The sequence below is a fragment of the Tunturiibacter lichenicola genome (genome assembly GCF_051013355.1).
Taxonomy (GTDB): Bacteria; Acidobacteriota; Terriglobia; order Terriglobales; family Acidobacteriaceae; genus Edaphobacter; species Edaphobacter lichenicola_F.
In genome coordinates, this window is record NZ_CP132944.1 from 1,113,040 (window position 1) to 1,129,791 (window position 16,752).

General features: G+C 56.0%; 17 protein-coding genes and 1 tRNA gene. 12 read left to right on the forward strand and 6 right to left on the reverse strand.

What is annotated here, in order from left to right:
* Nucleotides 1-13: 13 nt before the first annotated feature.
* Together RBB82_RS04770 and RBB82_RS04775 are read right to left on the reverse strand one after the other, a co-directional pair.
* Nucleotides 14-283 (reverse strand): hypothetical protein, encoded by a 270-nt coding sequence (locus tag RBB82_RS04770; RefSeq protein ID WP_433973979.1) that lies wholly within the window; start codon nt 281-283, stop codon nt 14-16.
* A gap of 343 nt (nt 284-626) precedes the next feature.
* Nucleotides 627-1,589 carry a PhzF family phenazine biosynthesis protein gene (locus RBB82_RS04775; RefSeq protein WP_433973980.1) on the reverse strand — a complete coding sequence of 321 codons (963 nt, stop codon included), beginning with the start codon at nt 1,587-1,589 and terminating at the stop codon, nt 627-629.
* 317 nt (nt 1,590-1,906) lie between these two features.
* Between RBB82_RS04775 and RBB82_RS04780 the strand changes: the two genes are divergently transcribed.
* Nucleotides 1,907-2,563 (forward strand): peroxiredoxin, encoded by a 657-nt coding sequence (locus RBB82_RS04780; RefSeq protein WP_433973981.1) that lies wholly within the window; start codon nt 1,907-1,909, stop codon nt 2,561-2,563.
* Between the two features lie 80 nt (nt 2,564-2,643).
* Nucleotides 2,644-2,719, forward strand: a tRNA-Cys gene (locus tag RBB82_RS04785).
* Between the two features lie 312 nt (nt 2,720-3,031).
* Here the strand turns inward: RBB82_RS04785 and RBB82_RS04790 are convergent.
* Complete coding sequence (locus RBB82_RS04790; RefSeq protein ID WP_433973982.1) at nt 3,032-5,266, reverse strand: malectin domain-containing carbohydrate-binding protein; 2,235 nt, start codon at nt 5,264-5,266, stop codon at nt 3,032-3,034.
* Nucleotides 5,267-5,979: 713 nt separating this feature from the next.
* Here RBB82_RS04790 and RBB82_RS04795 point away from each other — a divergent pair.
* The 4 genes from RBB82_RS04795 (at nt 5,980) to dinB (ending at nt 9,631) form a co-directional block, all read left to right on the forward strand.
* Entirely contained in the window at nt 5,980-6,453 is a 474-nt protein-coding gene (locus RBB82_RS04795) for a DUF1348 family protein (protein ID WP_433973983.1), read from the forward strand.
* 119 nt (nt 6,454-6,572) lie between these two features.
* Nucleotides 6,573-7,037 (forward strand): DUF4126 family protein, encoded by a 465-nt coding sequence (locus tag RBB82_RS04800; RefSeq protein WP_433973984.1) that lies wholly within the window; start codon nt 6,573-6,575, stop codon nt 7,035-7,037.
* Nucleotides 7,034-8,425, forward strand: a complete 1,392-nt coding sequence (locus RBB82_RS04805) for an FAD-containing oxidoreductase (RefSeq protein ID WP_433973985.1) — start codon at nt 7,034-7,036, stop codon at nt 8,423-8,425. The genes RBB82_RS04800 and RBB82_RS04805 overlap by 4 nt, the downstream gene beginning before the upstream one ends.
* A 48-nt stretch (nt 8,426-8,473) precedes the next feature.
* Nucleotides 8,474-9,631 (forward strand): DNA polymerase IV, encoded by a 1,158-nt coding sequence (gene dinB / locus RBB82_RS04810; protein WP_433973986.1) that lies wholly within the window; start codon nt 8,474-8,476, stop codon nt 9,629-9,631.
* 34 nt (nt 9,632-9,665) lie between these two features.
* Here dinB and RBB82_RS04815 read toward each other — a convergent pair whose 3' ends face one another.
* Both RBB82_RS04815 and RBB82_RS04820 read right to left on the reverse strand, forming a co-directional pair.
* Nucleotides 9,666-9,935: a DUF2277 domain-containing protein gene (locus tag RBB82_RS04815; RefSeq protein WP_433973987.1), complete on the reverse strand. Its 270-nt coding sequence runs from the start codon at nt 9,933-9,935 to the stop codon at nt 9,666-9,668.
* Nucleotides 9,936-10,043: 108 nt separating this feature from the next.
* Complete coding sequence (locus RBB82_RS04820) at nt 10,044-10,625, reverse strand: KdsC family phosphatase (protein ID WP_433973988.1); 582 nt, start codon at nt 10,623-10,625, stop codon at nt 10,044-10,046.
* Between the two features lie 60 nt (nt 10,626-10,685).
* Between RBB82_RS04820 and ruvX the strand changes: the two genes are divergently transcribed.
* Entirely contained in the window at nt 10,686-11,171 is a 486-nt protein-coding gene (gene ruvX, locus RBB82_RS04825) for a Holliday junction resolvase RuvX (RefSeq protein ID WP_433973989.1), read from the forward strand.
* Nucleotides 11,172-11,182: 11 nt separating this feature from the next.
* On the opposite strand, the gene RBB82_RS04830 is transcribed toward ruvX, so the two are convergent.
* Complete coding sequence (locus RBB82_RS04830; RefSeq protein ID WP_433973990.1) at nt 11,183-11,848, reverse strand: Bax inhibitor-1/YccA family protein; 666 nt, start codon at nt 11,846-11,848, stop codon at nt 11,183-11,185.
* A gap of 126 nt (nt 11,849-11,974) precedes the next feature.
* Here RBB82_RS04830 and RBB82_RS04835 point away from each other — a divergent pair, with 126 nt between their 5' ends.
* From RBB82_RS04835 to RBB82_RS04855, 5 genes are all read left to right on the forward strand, one after another.
* On the forward strand, nt 11,975-12,445 hold the full coding sequence (locus RBB82_RS04835; protein WP_433973991.1) for a vitamin K epoxide reductase family protein: 471 nt from the start codon (nt 11,975-11,977) through the stop codon (nt 12,443-12,445).
* A gap of 107 nt (nt 12,446-12,552) precedes the next feature.
* Nucleotides 12,553-12,951 carry a hypothetical protein gene (locus tag RBB82_RS04840; protein WP_433973992.1) on the forward strand — a complete coding sequence of 133 codons (399 nt, stop codon included), beginning with the start codon at nt 12,553-12,555 and terminating at the stop codon, nt 12,949-12,951.
* Between the two features lie 218 nt (nt 12,952-13,169).
* Nucleotides 13,170-14,126, forward strand: coding sequence for a dehypoxanthine futalosine cyclase (locus RBB82_RS04845; RefSeq protein ID WP_433973993.1), 957 nt, complete (start codon nt 13,170-13,172; stop codon nt 14,124-14,126).
* 334 nt (nt 14,127-14,460) lie between these two features.
* Nucleotides 14,461-15,963: a glycosyltransferase gene (locus tag RBB82_RS04850; RefSeq protein WP_433975341.1), complete on the forward strand. Its 1,503-nt coding sequence runs from the start codon at nt 14,461-14,463 to the stop codon at nt 15,961-15,963.
* Between the two features lie 84 nt (nt 15,964-16,047).
* A complete protein-coding gene (locus tag RBB82_RS04855) occupies nt 16,048-16,425 on the forward strand; it encodes a hypothetical protein (protein ID WP_433973994.1) in 378 nt (125 codons plus the stop codon).
* Nucleotides 16,426-16,752: the final 327 nt, after the last annotated feature.

Sequence of the window (16,752 nt, forward strand, 5' to 3'; positions counted from 1 at the left end):
GGCTCGCAGCCGATTAGGCCAGTCCGATGTGTCTGCTGGTTTGCAGGCTGACCGGTCCGGTGGTGATGAAACGATGCCCCGTGGTTCGGCCGATGTGGCCCTTCGGCGCGTAGTTGGCCGGCTGCCCACCCGAGTAGCGGACAACAAGAGCAAAGCTCTCCTGTCTGCTCCACGAGGGATCAGTGCCACCTGTCCGGCGAGCAAATGCCGCCGAACCGCGGGGTGCGAGAGAGGCTGTATGCCGACGCAGGTTGCCACGCGACTCCACGAGCGCAAAGATCAATCAGCTGCGAGTACAGTAGGAGCCGATGCCGAAAGACCGGCACCGACTATACTGCGTGTGCAGACAGTGAGGTTGCGTGGGGGAGCCACGACTGCGGAGCAGTCGAGCTTCTCTCAACTCAAATTGTCAGAAAACAGGCGAAAGCAATTCATCTCCAACGACGGCACATCTTGCATGCAACGTCGTCGTCAACGCTTTCCAACAGTACGAACGGTTTGCCGGATTGGCAACGGCGAAGTTTGAGCGAAGATGCCTCATTATTAGGGCTTGCGCATCCACCGATGTGTGGAACTGCGCGTGTTCATTGAAGATTTACGATACCCCCCTGTTGAAATCGAGTGCATCACGGCAGGAAAAGGCGTCCGCTTGCAACAGGAATGGTGCGCCCCCCTACGAACACTTTTGTGACAACGTTGTTCTCGAGCGCGGCGCTGACGTGAATGCGACTCGGACGAAGCATCTCGATTCCCTGCTCGATGACGATCTGTTGTTCGCTCGACGCGAGGCCGTGACGAACAAGGTAAGCGATGGTGCAGCCTGACGCTGAGCCGGTGGCAGGGTCTTCGCCTCTGTCGAACTGCATGCGTGCATGCCAATCCACTCCTGAATTTGCATTAGCAGGAGTAATGCAATGGAAGAACTTTGCGCCGATGCGATCGAGGTAACGACGCGCATCTTGTGGAACGATGCTCAGGCGAGCTGCGACCTCCAGCGATCGTAGCGGCACGATGCAGAAGGACATGCCCGTTGAGATAACCTGCGCGGGAAGATCGGGCGCAAGGTCGTCAACGGAGAGGTTGAGCGCAGCGGCCAATGTCTTGCGGTCCTGGCTCGCGTATAGAGCTTCGCCAAAGGTCGGATCATTCTGCCGCATGGTGCCGAAGACACCGGGCTCATCATGTCGCTGCGGCTTGAAGCGAACCGTGATTGGACCGACTCCCAGGTCGAGGGTAATCTGCTCTGAGCCGCGGAAGATCGGATGATTCAAATAAAGCCAGCTGGCCGTGCCAAGTGTTGGATGGCCGGCAAAAGGAACTTCTTCGGTGGTGAGGAAGATGCGGACGTGGACGCCGCGTTCACGTTCGACTTCGACGGCGCGAGGAAAGATGAATGTGGTCTCGTTGAGATTGGTCTCGCGGGCGATGGCCTGCATCTCGTCGTCGGATAGTCCACGAGCATCAGTGAAGATAGCCAGGGCGTTGCCTTCGAGAGGATGCTCGGCGAAGACATCCACCTGGGCGAAGTCGTAGGCGCAATGCGCGGTGGGCTCAACGACTACGGAGGGAGAGGGTTCGTTAGTTGACATGAAAGCTCCTCGTAAGTATGGTTTGGATAGACCGCAATGGGGCAAACCGGCCTCATGCCAGCTTAGCTGGTAGCGGTACAAAACATTATGACGATGATGCCAAACACGATCCCCACACTCTGCTGCTGTTGCTGCGGCCCAGTGCGGGTGTGTGGATGAGCGAATCGAAGCATCTTCGAGCAGCACATAAACCCACTCAGAGCGCATAAGCCGGGTGGGTTTTTACTTTGGGCCATCATACGAATTTAGACGCTTCAGTTAGCATGGTTATCTCAAAATAATGCATTGGGCAGAGCCCCAAAGAAAGCGAATCGAATATGTCACTCCGCATCAACGATCTTGCTCCTGATTTCACTGCCGAAACTACCCACGGCACGATCCATTTCCACGAATGGATCGGCGATGATTGGGCGGTATTTTTCTCACACCCCAAGGACTTCACCCCGGTGTGTACGACGGAGCTTGGCGCGGTTGCAAATCTGGAGCGAGACTTTGCGAAGCGTGGCGCCAAGGTAATTGGGCTGAGTGTGGATCCGGTCGCCAATCACGAGAAGTGGGCCGTGGACATTGAAGAGATTGGCGGATCAAAGGTTAACTATCCGCTCATCGGCGATCCGGAGTTGAAGATCGCGAAGCTCTACGACATGCTCGCAGCCGATGCGGGTGAGACCTCGGAGGGCCGCACGCCAGCAAACAATGCGCCGGTGCGCACCGTGTTTGTCATCGGGCCCGACAAGCGGATCAAGCTGACGCTTGCGTATCCAATGACGACTGGTCGCAACTTCGACGAGATTCTCCGTGTGCTCGACTCGATGCAACTTACGAGCAAACATAAAGTGGCAACACCCGCGAACTGGAAACAGGGCGACGACGTAATTATCACGGGAGCGGTCTCCAATGAAGACGCTGATAAGATCTTCCCTGGGTATAAGACAGTAAAGCCGTATCTCCGTACGGTCGCTCAACCGAAGTAGATTTGAAATAACTCCCGAGAGGAAGAGATCATACTTCCTGTTGGGCTGCTCGCCGCGAGATTGACTTCGCGGCGACAAGGGCACCGGTGGCGAAGTGGCTAACGCGCTGGTCTGCAAAACCAGTATTCATGGGTTCAAATCCCATCCGGTGCTCCATAAATTCCATTAGCTTAGAGGGCAATCCAGTAACGCGACACGCGGCTACTGTAGTGAGAACGTAGCGAGCGCCGTGCCTCCTTCATCTGCTCCCATGCCGCATCGGCAACTCGATCCACATCTCTACAAAACTTAAGGAATCGGCTTTATCAGCCAGCCGGGCCCACGGGCGTGTCGTTGTAACCCGCTGTGGCTTCCAGCATGCATGGAGACAACTGGAAGGAGCGGTGTATCGAAAGACCACCGCAGACCATCGAGGTCTGCGGTGATTGATCGATTGATTAAATTGTGTCTCGACTGAACAGCGTTTCCTTACTGGATCTCGATGCCGCAGATCTCCGGTTGGTTGACGCTGCCGTTGCTCAGATGGATGACGATCTGTCCTGAGCTGTTTGCCGTGGCGGTGAACTGCTGTACGTTGGCCTTGTATCGACCACCTGCAGCCGCCACGATGTCGAAGTTCGTAAGAACAGGTGTCCCATTGATGGCGACATCGAACTCACGTTGACCTGCCGTTGTGAAGTAGAGTTCCGCGAAGTGGAGCCTTACGGTATGTGTGCTGCCTGCCGTAAAACCCGGGACGGTGTAAGTGATGTTTCCTTCGCGAGCATCCTGGTATACGGCTGCCGGCGCGGGATTGGTAACTCCTGCGGTGGTGATCGCGTGCGTCACGGCAAAGGTGCCCCCCCCGGAGAAGTCTGTGTCCGCGACGAATGGCGATACGGCTGTACCGCCCGAATTGATATCGACGTTCGATGTCCCTCCGGTCGAGCACGTGCCGCTTCCCGCATAAGACGTGAAGTCATGAGGGGCACCAGCAGACGTTGTGGCACCACCAGTGTTGTTGATGACGTTGCTAATGCCGCCTGAACCGCTCAGCATCACAGTCACCATGTTGGTGAAATTAATCCCGGAGACATTAGGGGCAAGAATCGCATTGCTTTGAAAGATGGTTACATTGGGAACGTCGAAGAACGAGTAGATACCGAGGCCGTAGGCGGCATGCGAACAGACGTTTGAGGTCACCTCATAAGATGGGTAGCCGTTGGCGCCGTTGTAGGTCCAGGAGCTTTGACTCGGGACGTCGTAGGGATCCTCGCTTTGATAGAAGACTGTTTCGCCGTTGTTGCCGTTCCACTGCACCTGGCTCTGTTGAAAGTGTTCGACTGCAAGCCCGAGCGCGGTTACATTGTCGCCGTTCACGATGAGGCCGTGCGAGGCTGTGTTTGTGGTCCAGCCCACACCGGTGCCGTGATCGGCTCGCCATGCCCAGACGTTATCGAGGATTACGTTATTGCTATCCAGTTCAAGGCTGGTGGTAGCCGAACCAGCCTCGGCACCGCCGATACGAAAGGACACATCGCTGATCGAGGTTGGATTGCTGGCGTGGCTTACGCGAGTCGCGCCTGCTACGCCAACCTGCAGCAATACGGGGGAGTTGGTTGGGCCGGCATCGATGACAAGGTCGGCGATTTGCACGCCATCCACATCGGCAACCGTGATTGCGGAGCCGCCGTTTTGCGGTATCAGCGTCGGGTAGCCGAGACCAAGGACGATCGTGTTTGCGTTGGTGATGCTGATTGGCGCAGTGAGTTGGTAGATGCCTGGTGTAAGAATGAGATTCTTGCCGGCGGACAGTGCGGAGTTGATCTGCGCGGCTGTGCTTGACGGTGTCGCAATGAAGAAGGTGCTGATGGCATCGCTGTAGCCGGTCCCCAACCCTCCATTCGCGGTCCAGTCCACACCGCTCGATGACGTTCTAACCGTTGGCACAAAGACGTTATAGTTCCCACTGCTGTCGAGATAGAGATAGGGCTTTTCACGAACCACAGGTGTTGTCGAGAGAATAGTGTTCTTGGGGAAGGTGTTCGACGGTGCGGTGCCGGTAAACGTGTCGCCGGAGAAGACGAAGTTCCAGACATTGTCCGTGAATGAGGCCATAGTGCTGTTGCGCGTGTACCACTGCTGCTGGGAGCAGGCGTTGACGCCATTGTCTACCGTCGTGTCGGCAATGAAACCACCGCTCGCCTCGCCGCAGCTCCGGTTCGTAAGCTCGAGACCGCCGGCAATATGGATGCGACGGAGCGAAGCACCTTGGGAGACACCCCACGTCTCGGTGTTGCCTGTGGGCACGTTGATGCGCAGGTTTTCCATCGAACGCCAGAAGTTCGTCGTCAGGTTGCCATTACTGTCGGTTACATCCAGATACAGACCGCCGCCAGTCAGAACCGTCGAATCAGGGGTCAACCCCAGCCCGGCGATGGAGGTGTAGAACCCGACCTCCTGGCTTACACCGGAGTACGTGCCCGGCTTGAATAAAACTGCGGCGCGGTTGCTGCTGAACTGTCCACTGCTTACCGTGGGATTGGAGATTGATGCGATGTCCGAATTAATGACAGAGCCTGGCACTGACGGATCGAAGACATAAACGTTTGGTCCAAAGATTGTGGAGTTGTACTGCGCAAAAGCTGGCAGTGTGACGCCGCAGAGTGCAGCGCACAGGATGAGGGTTTTGATGACAGTAGTTGGAGTTCCAAAGAGACTCATGTGTAACCTCGTATTTCGAAGTGAAGTGGTGTGTTTGGCACAGCAGCCGAATGTAAAGCCGCACCGTATCTTCAGAACGAGGAGAAGTAGAGCAAGTCCGAAGAGAGGACAAAAGTGGACAAAGCTACCAAGGTTCCTCCTGCGGATCTGCGGTGGACCCGCAGGGCCGAGACCTCGCAGCGAGACACTGCGTGAGACCACGAGCGCCGCAAATTATTGCATATGCACCATAGTTCTGTCGTCTGCAATGAAGTCTATCCACCGCCGGAATCAACTCTGCCACCCAAGCGCAGCGGCTTCGGCTTATGGTTCTTTGTGGACCTGCAAGTGGAACAATCCCTAATCAGAGCCGCGTCAAGGAGCAGCACTGTGAAGAACTTGATGAAAGGATCTTTCGCCGTTGCCACCCCTCTTACCGCGCGGTCGCCATCTTAAACGCACAAGCCGTCCAGGCGAACGGACTCTGCTCTTCCACTCTTTTCCTCGAACTCAGCCTGTCAACATCTTCGTGGCCACTGACAGCAGCCTGGTCGCCACTGGAGGTACCGCCAAGACCGACACCGGCAGTGCACTCGTTGCCTTGACTCCTGTGAGTGGAAGTTGAACGAGCATTAACTCCGCTAGACCGCCGCGTTATTTGCATTTTGCTATTACAGTAATGCTTAATCGTTAGTCTTGGACCACATCATCGCACCTCCGAAAGGCTCGCACGTATGAGTAATGCACCCGTCGTTCTCGTCCCGCCATTCACACTGGAAACTGCAATCCTCAAAGTTCGAAAGGCCGAGGATAATTGGAACTCGCGTAATCCCGAGCAGGTGTCTCTCGGCTATACACTCGACAGCAAATGGCGTAATCGTTCCGAGTTCGTCACCGGGCGGCCACAGATCGTCCAGTTTCTCACTCGCAAGTGGCAGAAGGAGCTGGATTACCGGCTGATCAAAGAGTTGTGGGCGTTCGGTGGATCACGCATCGCCGTTCGGTTCGCCTACGAATCGCACGACGCAGCCGGGCAATGGTCCCGATCTTACGGAAACGAAAACTGGGAGTTTGATGAGGCCGGCGTGATGCATCACCGCCATGCGTCCATCAACGATCTTCCGATCCAGGAGAGCGACCGTCTCTTCCACTGGCCGCTTGGACGCCGTCCTGACGATCACCCCAGCTTGAGCGAATTGGGCCTTTAAATTCCTGGTGCTCATCGAAAGAAAGTAGAGTCATATCTGGATCATCGTTGATCCAAACAGTGGGTAAGATATGCTCGACAGACTGCTCAAGTATCTACTTCCGCCACGATAGGAGCTTCATGTTCATTCTCGTGCTTGCGTTTCTGATTGGTATCGTCGCTGGCCTTCGAGCATTGACGGCTCCCGCCGCTGTGAGTTGGGCTGCACATCTTGGTTTCCTGCAGCTTCAAGGCACGCCGCTTGCGTGGCTTGGTTATGCATTCACGCCGTACATCTTCACAGTTCTGGCGCTTGGTGAGTTGTTCAATGACAAGTTGCCGAAGACGCCAAGCCGTACCATTCCACCGCAGTTCATCACGAGAGTCGTCACCGGAGCGCTCTCCGGCGCTGCCATCGGCGCCGGCAACCATTCGCTTCTTCTTGGCTTGATCGCCGGTGCTATCGGTGCAGTCGCGGGCACGCTCGGCGGCTCAGCCATCCGCTCCAAACTCGCGGTGGCCTTCGGAAAAGACCTCCCCGCTGCATTACTTGAGGACGCCGTGGCGATAATTCTTGCCATCGTTGTAGTTACGAGACTGGGATGAAACAGGACTTCGACGCAATCATCGTAGGCACCGGGCAGGCGGGTCCGTCCTTAGCGGGACGTCTCACCCAGGCCGGCTGGACCGTGGCCATCGTCGAACGCAAGCTGTTCGGCGGCACCTGTGTCAACGTCGGATGCACTCCGACAAAAGCAATGGTCGCAAGCGCTCACGCTGCCCACCTCGCGCGTAGAGGAGACGACTTCGGCGTCATTCGGCACGAACCTGTTACGGTCGACATGCGCAAAGTAGTGGCCCGCAAAGACGCAATCGTCATGAAATCTCGCACTGGTGTTGAAAGCTGGTTGCGGAACATGGAACGATGCACAGTCTTTCAGGGAACAGGCACCTTCGAGTCACAGAACGAGATTCGTGTCGGCGACAGTGTGCTCCGCGCGAAGCACATCTTCCTGAACGTCGGCGCCAGGCCAAGCGTCCCTGACATGCCCGGTGTCAAAGACGTTCGTTTTCTCACCAGCACCACGGTCCTCGATCTAGGGGAGCTTCCACGGCACCTCATTGTCGTCGGCGGCAGCTATGTCGGGCTGGAGTTCGCACAGATGTATCGACGCTTCGGAGCGGACGTCACCGTTGTCGAGCGCAAGTCCCGCCTCGTGCCGAACGAGGACGAGGACCTCTCCAAGGGAGTCAAAGACATCCTTGAGTCCGAAGGCATCCATCTTCGCCTGGACGCAGACTGCATCCGTTTAGAGGCTCGCGGAAGCGACGTCGCCGTAGGTGTTGACTGTCTCGATGGACATCCGGAGGTTGTTGGATCACACATCCTTCTCGCAGTCGGCAGATCGCCCAATACCGACGACCTCGGGCTGAAAGCAGCAGGCATTCAAACCGACAGACACGGGTACATCACTGTGAACGACGAACTCCTCACCAGTGCCCCAGGAGTATGGGCCTTGGGGGACTGCAATGGCCGAGGAGCCTTCACCCACACCTCCTACAACGACTTCGAGATCGTCGCTGACAACCTGCTCGACAAAGCATCACGCCGTGTAAGCGACCGCATTCCTGTAAGCGCTCTCTACATCGACCCTCCCCTGGCACAGGTCGGACTAACCGAAGCTCAGGTGCTCAAGAGCGGTCGTCCAGCCCTGATCGGAACACGGCCCATGACGAAGGTCGGACGCGCCGTGGAGAAGGGCGAGTCACAGGGCTTCATGAAGGTCCTTGTCGACGTCGAAAGCAAAAAAATCCTCGGAGCGGCCATCCTCGGCACTGGCGGAGACGAAGCTATTCACTGCATCCTCAGCACCATGTACGCCGACGCGCCTTTCACCACGCTCTCTCACGCGATGCACATTCACCCAACAGTGTCGGAGCTGATTCCCACCATGCTCCAATCGATGACACCGCTCGTCGGCAAAAAAGAATAGCTAACCACGAATCCCCTTTCGCCCTACCTTCGCTTTACAATCATCCACATGAGCGAAGATCCCCCACTTCACTCCGAATCACCCGACCAGCGCCCGCGCGAAAGCACTTTTCGCAAGATCGTCCACGTCGATATGGACGCGTTCTACGCTTCGGTGGAACAACGCGACGATCCGGCGCTTCGCGGTAAGCCGGTCGTGGTGGCGTGGCGCGGCAGACGGTCTGTCGTCTGCGCTGCATCATATGAGGCAAGACGCTTCGGAGTTCGTTCGGCCATGCCTGCAATTACTGCCGAACGCCTGTGCCCGGAAGCGATCTTCCTCCCTCCCGACTTCACGCGCTACAAAGCCGTGTCACGCGCCGTGCGAGAGATCTTCCAGCGACACACTGACTTAGTCGAGCCTCTGTCATTGGACGAAGCGTACCTGGATGTCACCGAGAACAAAACTTCCTTACCCACCGCAACACGCGTCGCCAAAGCTATCCGCCAACAGATCCGCGAAGAGCTGTCTCTCACCGCATCGGCTGGTGTCGCGCCCAACAAGTTCCTTGCAAAGATCGCCTCCGACTGGCGAAAGCCTGACGGCCTCTTCGTCATTCAGCCCGCTGATCTGGAGACATTCCTTCCACCCCTCCCCGTAGGTCGCATCCCCGGTGTCGGCAAGGTCACTGAGACTCGCCTCAAGCAGATCGGCATTCAGACAGTAGGCGATCTGCAGACGTTCGATCTAGCGACCCTCGAAGCTAACTTCGGCCGTTACGGATCGCGTCTCTACCAGCTCGCTCGCGGCATCGATCACAGCAGAGTCGTTCCCGACAGACTAACCAAATCAATCTCCGCGGAAGATACATTCCCACGAGATATCCCGCTATCGGAGACCGAAGAACTCATCCGCCGACTCGCAGAAAAAGTCTGGTCGGCATCGCGAAAAGAGCCGCGTGTCGCTCGAACTGTTGTGCTCAAGCTGAAGACGAGCGACTTCAACATTCTCACGCGCAGCCATACGCCGATCGTACCTCCGGTCTCATGCGAGGAGCTGACTACCATTGCGCTCTCGTTGCGAGAACGTATCGATCTCGGCCCTGCACAACGCTTCCGTTTAGTCGGCGTTGGTCTCAGCAACTTTCGCGAACCAGACGGTGCACCATCGCCGCTCTTCGACGAGATAACCATCACGTCGCATGCTTCATCACCACCAATTGAATAAAACGAAAGTGGCCACACACCGTTACAAGAAAAGCTCAGGCATTAAATCTCTTCTCGCCACGAGCTTTAGCCTTTGCCGCCTCTTCTTCTCGGCTCCTGGGTTGCGCATTCGTCTCCAACGCGCAAAGCAGACGCGCCGAGACGGCAGCGACTTCATCCACTGCGGCAAGAAAAGCGCCCTCATTCGCCTTCGACGGTTTATTAAATCCGCTGATCTTCCTCACGTACTGGATCGATGCAGCTCGAATCTCTTCGGGAGTCACCACAGGCTCGAAGTTGAAGAGCATCTTTATATTTCGGCACATCGGCTGGCACCTCAATCCATGAGAAGTTGCGTAGCAAAAAACACGAGCAAAAAACTCAGATCGACATTCTAATAGCCAGGGTTGCTCCGAGAACAATCGTCATCATCGCTAGGCAAGCGCAAGAGGCACAGCCTCTTCCCATCGACCCTGCGCTTTCAGGATCAACTCGATAACCTCTCGAGCGGTCCCTCGGCCGCCCACCCGTTGCGTAATGTAGTGACAAACCGCCTTCAACTCCGGTACTCCATCAGCAACACAAACGGACAGGCCCGCCCGCCTCGCCAACGGTATATCCGGCAGGTCGTCGCCCATATAGGCAACCTCGTCCTCAGTCACTCCGGCCTTCCGCATGCAGTCTTCATACGCCTGCATCTTCTTTGCTTGTCCTAGGCAAACGAACGTCACCTTCAACTCCTCAGCACGCTTAGCCACTGCAGGCGAACTTCTGCCCGTGATAAAGCCAGTCTGAATCCCCATCGTGTGTGCAAGCGACAGTCCTTGACCATCCTGCGCGTTGAAGACCTTCATCTCAGAGACAGACGAATGCCCGTCACCACCGACGACGGTCGACGAGATGAGGCAGACGCCTCCATCCGTCAGCGTTCCGTCCACATCCATCAAAAACAGTTTGATCTTGCGAGCGCGCGCCAGCACATCGGCGGAGATAGACGGAAGTGGTGTGTTCGACATACACAAATGGTAAACCGTTGTTCGTACGGAACCAGTGAGGTGCAGCAGTAAACTAACCGTATGGCGACCGGGCGAGTGATGGCATTGGATGTAGGAAAGGTGCGTGTTGGCGTAGCGCTATCCGACCCGCTCGGTTACACAGCGCAGCCACTGCTGACGCTCTGGCGCAAGAACAGAAACGATGATCTTCGGAGCTTGTTGCGGTTGATCCGCAAACATGAAGTAGTGGAGATTGTGGTGGGCAACCCGCTGCATCTCTCTGGCGATGTAAGCCCCTGGGCCAGAAAGGTGCAGGAGTTCGCCGACGAGATTCGCAAACGTACCGCGCTGCCGGTACATCTGTGGGATGAGCGGCTAAGCACGCGTGCGGCGCACGAGATTTTGAATGAAGCCGGTCACGATCAAAAAGTTCGCAAGTACGTCATCGATCAAGTAGCGGCCGTGGTCATCCTGCGCGGCTGGATGGAGGCAAAGGAACAATCAGCGGCGCGGGCAGCGCTGGAACAAAACGACGCTCGCGAACTCAAAGTTCACAAAGAGGAGTAGCGAGCGCAACCTTAATTCCTGCGACGACCACCCATCAACTGCAGCACAGCGAGAAAGATATTAATCGCGTCGAGATAGATCGAAAGCGCAAGCGATACAGCAGACCGGCCATCGCCACCCGCACGGATACGTGCAAAGTCACCGATCGTAAGCAGCGTGAAGATCCCCAGCGTCAGCCACGAGTAGGTACTCGGCGTCATGAAGTGCAGAAACATACTGGCAATACCCAGCAGGATCAAAACCAGCAGCGCCGCAAATCCGATGCCCGCAATCCGGCGATAGTTAATCTGGAAGAGGTAAGCGACGCAACCCATCGCGGCCATTCCAAGCCCAGTGGTGGCGGCAGCATTAAAGACAACCGCGGGCCCAACGCTCCGGGCATAGCGGTGAATCAAAGGGCCAATCTCCCACCCCATGAAGTAGGTCAGAGTGAGGAACAGCCCGAGCGCAAGCGCCGGACTCGCCTTACGAGCAAAGCTAATGGCAAAGACTAGGACAAGCACCGCGATCATCCCCGGCAGAGTGCTCCAGTCAGGCGCCGTCGCGACACCAAGTGCCGTAATCAGGAAGCCAAACGACGTGATACCAAGCACCTTGGCGAGCAGCGAGGCAGTCTGCTCGCGGGGCACATCGATAATCGTGGGAAAGGAGTTCAGATCCAGGCGATTCTCAGTCATTAGCTTCTCCGTGCTGGCCCTTATGGGCTTTCCATCATGATACGCGTCTGGTCGTGCGTGATATGAATCCAGATTCTTGAAGTCCTCACAAATCCCCTCCATCGTCGTCCAAGTAAAATGAAGGCTATGAAGTATCTGATTGCTCTGCTGGCAGTTGCGGGGATTGTAGTATCAACGATGGCGCTTCGCGTTCACTACATGGACCCCAACCTGGCTCCGCCCTGCGCGGTCACCGAAAAGTTCGACTGCGGCGCGGTGAATCACAGCCGCTTCGCAGTCTTCCCTCCCCGAACATTCGATGAAGATCCGAAGGCCGGATCACACATTCCCGTGGCAATGCTTGGAATCGTGGGATATGCCGCAATCGCCGTCGCCGCCCTGATGGGACGCTGGTGGCTGCTCTTCGAGTTCGCTCAGGTTGGCTTCTTCTTCGCCGCATTCCTCTCCTATATCGAGGCCTACGTTCTGCAGAAGTGGTGTATCTACTGCCTATGGTCGCAAGGAATCGTGACCGCGATTCTCGTCCTGACTATAGGAGTGCTTGTGATGAGGTGGCAGCAGAGGCGCAGCGGCACACCCGTAATCGTCTCAAAATAAGAGCCTCCGAGTGCAGGCGTGGTCTACGATAAAGTATCGTCGAGACACCGCCGAGTCGTCGCCTCGGCGATTTTTACACGGCGAAAAAGTTGGGTCTGGAGAAACGTATGTGGCCAAAGGTCTTTGCACAATTGATTGAGTTGCTCCCTCACTTGACGCGGCTCGTACCGATGGCCGACAAGTTTCTCTCGTCAAAGGCTGCCGCCGAAAAGGCCAACGAGGCCGCCATGGTTGCCATGGCCGAAGGCGTTCGCGGCGACCTCGGCCAGGTCACCAAGGCCCATCTCGGACTTTACCGCCAGCTACAGGACCAAAGCGCCCAGATCGCCGAGGTTGGCGAAGAGGTAAAACGCTCCCGAGCCGCGATGGAGCAGCACGAGAAACACATGGCCGGGCTGGAGAGTCAGATCGGCTCCTTCGGCATCTGGCTGAAGGCAGGGGTCTCGCTCATTGTGGCGCTGCTCGTAGTGGTAATCGTGCTGCTGGTCCAGCTCCTCCACCGCTAAAATCCCGATCTGCAAGCTGGCCAAAAATAAAGTTGAAAAACGTGGCGTATTTAAAGCCACGCAAAAAATGGCTTCCTAACAACCACGTTAGCCACGCATAACACCACAAACTCACCACGTTTTCACCACAAAAAAGACACCAAAAACACAAAAACCCCCAATAAAAACAGCACTCCACCATGCAGAAATTTTTCCTGCAAAAAACGTAGAATCAAAGGATGGGAATTAGCCGGAAAGAAGCTCTGGACTGCTTTGCAAGCGACGATCTGATCGGGATTGGGATGGAGGCCGACGCACTACGCCGCAGCCTGCACCCCGAAGGCGTAGTAAGCTACACCATCGACGGTAGAGTGACCTACACAGAATCCGCGACTGGCGCGGGTTTTGATCGCCTCTGCGAGGATATCTCAAGCATCGTCGAGCTAGGCGGGACAGGCGTGATGCTGCAAGGCGAAGTAACGCCGGCACTCACAATCTCCTGGTTTGACGGGCTGTTTCGCCGCATCAAGCAGCGTTTCCCTGCAGTATGGCTGCACTCCCTCTCAGCCACCGAGATTCTCGCGATCTCCGATCAATCAGGGACAACCCTTCACGACACAATCACTCGCCTCCGCGACGCAGGCCTCGACTCAATCCCCGGTGATGACGCGGGTATTCTCGATGACGCGGTGCAAAATCAAGGCGTTCGAGCGAAGTGGACGACAGCGGACTGGATCGCTGTTCATCGCGCAGCGCACAGACTGAACGTGCAGACCACCGCAACGATGACGTTTGGCAGCGGTGAGACCATGGACCATCGCGTGAATCACCTGGAAACGGTGCGGCAACTGCAAGAAGAGACTGGCGGATTTACGTCGTTCACCCCATGGAGTTTTGCCCCGCAAGTCGCAGCGCTTCAGGGGTTTGAAGAGGCAACGGCAGTGGAGTATCTCAAGACGTTGGCGATCTCGCGAATGTACCTCGACAACATTGGAAATGTGCAGTCGAACCTGGAGACACAGGGCCTCAAGGTGCTGCAGGTGGGCCTGCGCTTCGGCGGTAACGATGTGGGAAGTGTGTTGCTGGCGGAAGGCCCCAATATCGCTACGGAGGAGCAGTTGCGGCAGGTGATTCGTGATGCCGGCTTCAGGCCTGTACAGCGCGATACGGCATACAGGACGATGTTTTTGAACTAAGTCGCCGCCCTGACTCTTGTAAGGAAACACGCATGGTCGTTATGGACAGGCTCGATGTTCGCGACGCAGGCGAAAACCTGATTGAGCTGCTGCACTATCTGTAGCTCAGACGGGCGGCATCCTATCGCGTAGAATCGCTAAAGTACCCTCACCTGAAGCTGGAGCTACGATCCTGTCCCCTTTTTCTCATACATTGACGGTTTTGTGCGGGTTCCTGCTTGCCCCTAAGGGCTTTGGCCACTACTGGAAGACGCACTACGCGGACAAGACCTTCGAACATCTTTACCGGTGGAACGCGTTCGATACGGCGATGTTAGTTCCCTACTTCTTCGTCATGCTTATCCTGGCGTTCTATGGAATTCACCGGTATCAGTTGGTGTGGCTCTACTTCAGAAACAAGAAAAATGCGGCAAAGTGGAATGAACCGCCGATGCGGTTTGCCGAGGGGCAGCTTCCGTTTATCACGATTCAACTTCCGATCTTCAACGAACAATTCGTGATCGAACGTTTGATCGAGGCGGTCTGCAGGTTGGACTATCCGCGAGATCGTTTTGAGGTCCAGGTGCTCGACGATTCGACCGATGAGACCACTGCAGTCGCACAGGATATCGTCGAACGCTATGCTCGCGGGTTCGCCGGCATGGAGCCGCAACCAATTGTTTATTTGCACCGCAGTAATCGCCATGGATATAAGGCCGGAGCACTCGACAAAGGCCTGGATGTGGCACACGGTGAGTTTGTCGCGATCTTCGATGCCGACTTTGTGCCGCCGCGCCAATGGGTGATGCAGGTGATTCATCACTTTGCGGAACCGGGGATCGGTATGGTCCAAACGCGATGGACGCATCTGAATCGGAACTACAGTTTTCTTACGCAGGTAGAGGCGATCCTGCTGGATGGACATTTTGTGCTCGAGCATGGAGGGCGCAGCCGGGCTGGCGTTTTCTTCAACTTCAACGGAACGGCGGGGATGTGGCGACGAGAGACGATCTCGACCGCGGGCGGCTGGCAGCATGACACCCTGACCGAGGACACTGATCTCAGCTACAGGGCTCAGCTGGCAGGATGGCACTTCAAGTATCTGCAGGACGTCGAATGCCCAGCAGAGTTGCCGATTGAGATGACCGCGTTCAAGACGCAGCAGGCACGTTGGGCCAAGGGCTTGATTCAGACGGGGAAGAAGATCCTGCCTCGCGTACTGAAGAGCGATGCGCCGTGGCATACGAGGCTCGAGGCGTGGTATCACCTGACGGCCAATATAAGCTATCCGTTGATGATTGTGCTGAGCGTGTTGCTGATGCCAGCGATGATCATCCGGAGTTGGCAAGGATATATCCAGATGTTGCTGATCGACTTTCCCTTGTTCATCGCAAGTACGATGTCGGTCTCGACCTTCTATATGGTGAGTCAGAAGGAGCTGTATCCGAAGAGCTGGTACAAGTCGATCATCTATGTGCCGTTTGTGATGGCGCTCGGTGGAGTGGGGCTGACAATCACCAATACCAAGGCGGTGTTGGAAGCGCTATTTGGCGTGAAGAGCGCGTTTGCGCGGACGCCGAAGTACAGCGTGAAAAAGAAGGGTGAGAAGAGCCAGGCAAAGGTGTATCGCAAGCGTCTGGGGGTTGTGCCGTGGATCGAACTTGGGATCGGGTGTTATTTTGCCTGGACGGTTTATTATGCGGTTTCGACGGAGAACTTCTTTACGGTGCCATTCCTGCTGCTGTTTGTATTTGGTTATTGGTACACGGGGCTGCTGAGCTTATTGCAGGGACGGTTTGAACGGAGCGGCGATCCGGATCAACAGATGCATGAGAAGCCGTATCCGGTGGGCATTTAGATTCTGCAAGACTGTTAGACTTACTCAATCACGTCTCTCGATAAAGCCGCGGGAGATGCGGCACGGAGGGGCGAGAACAGGCCCATGATCACTGGTAGTTTTCTTGCACTTGCTTTATTTCTCGGATATGCGGTGGCGGTTGGCCTGTCGATGGCGGCGACTTTCGGTATCAGCAAGGCTTCGCCTGGCTTCGTTGCCGAGGACTATCGCATACGGCGGAGATACAAGTTCGTACAGGATGCGGTTTGGCTTGTCGCTACGACAGCTGGAGGATATGCTGCGGCCCTTGTCATCGGCCAGACACATCCGTGGCTGGGAGCAATCGGACTGATTGCTGCCCTGATCGGCGTGCTGTGGGTAAATGCGTGGGAGATGCGTCAGCGGGGCATCGAGCACCAGATCGCAATGAGTCTTGCCACAGCCCTTGGTGTGACGGCCGGATTTCTGATTCGACTGAGATAGGTGCCCACCCCCCCCCCGGGTTGGTATTGCTAAATATCCTATTTCGTTACACTTACGATTTTCATACACTGCAAAAATGTCATTCGAAAAGGGTTACGGGTAAATATGTCTTTCTAAATGAGTTAGCTCGCGTTCGAAACATGGTCACAAGCAGAAACCCCGGTGTTCGCCGGGGTTTGTTTCTATCTGTATCCAGTATAGCGTGGTGAACAGAACTAATACGCCAGCGCTATCTTATTGAAGATAAAACTGATGCGTCTCTTAGGGGCTTGACAACGTTTTTGCCTGCTCTAAGAGAGCATACAAAAGAGGAAGAGCGGGTTGCTC